The sequence below is a fragment of the Lacinutrix salivirga genome, from assembly GCF_053604675.1.
In genome coordinates this window covers 1-896 of the sequence record NZ_JBSHNP010000127.1, presented here as the reverse complement: position 1 = coordinate 896, position 896 = coordinate 1, and the positions used below count along the sequence as shown (strand labels likewise).

1 protein-coding gene is annotated in these 896 nt (G+C 26.9%); it reads right to left on the bottom strand.

Annotated features, from left to right (window positions below):
- Positions 1–237: 237 nt before the first annotated feature.
- On the bottom strand, positions 238–543 hold the full coding sequence (locus ACVC5O_RS11585) for a GIY-YIG nuclease family protein (RefSeq protein WP_452221644.1): 306 nt from the start codon (positions 541–543) through the stop codon (positions 238–240).
- Positions 544–896: the final 353 nt, after the last annotated feature.

Genomic DNA, 896 nt, shown 5'->3' with positions numbered 1-896 from the left:
GAAGAATCTCATTAATATTAATTTTTAATATTCTTCGCTGCGCTCTGAATGACAAAACTTACCATAAATAGCGTTATATGTTACAATGTCATTCAGAAGGAAGTATGACTGAAGAATCTCATTAACATAATTTTTTTAGATGCTTCGCTGTGCTCTGAATGACAAATCTCACTATAAATTTCGTTGTAAATTATAATGTCATTCAGAAGGAAGCATGACTGAGGAATCTTTATAAGCTTATACTTTATCATTTAAAAATTCCCAAGAACTATTAAAACTACCTATTAAAATCTCTTTTTTCAATCTACTTATTCCTTTAATTTGTTTTTCTCTTTTAATTGCAGCCTCTATTTCGAAAAAATGCTCATAATAAATTAAATAGAAGCATTTATATTTTGTGGTAAATGATTTTGAAAAAGGTAATGGGTTTTGATGAAAGTATATTCTTTCTTTTAAATTATTAGTTACTCCTGTATATAATACTGTTTTGTTTTTATTTGTTAGGATGTAAACATAATAATTATGTGAACCTTTTGTTTTCATAGTTACAATATAAAAAATTAAGATTCTTCGTTGCACTCTGAATGACATAACTTACTTTAAATAGCATTATATGTTACAATGTCATTCAGAAGGAAGTATGACTGAAGAATCTCATCATTATTAATTTTTAAGATTCTTCGTTGCACTCTGAATGACAAAACTTACCAAAATAGCGTTATATGTTACAATGTCATTCAGAAGGAAGTATGACTGAAGAATCTCATTAATATTAATTTTTAATATTCTTCGCTGCGCTCTGAATGACAAAACTTACCATAAATAGCGTTATATGTTACAATGTCATTCAGAAGGAAGTATGACTGAAGAATCTCATTAACATAATTTTTTTAGAT

What these genes read in the sequence shown, in the direction of transcription:
- ACVC5O_RS11585 (WP_452221644.1), bottom strand. Translation starts at nt 543, where the DNA reads ATGAAAACAAAAGGTTCACATAATTATTATGTTTACATCCTAACAAAT.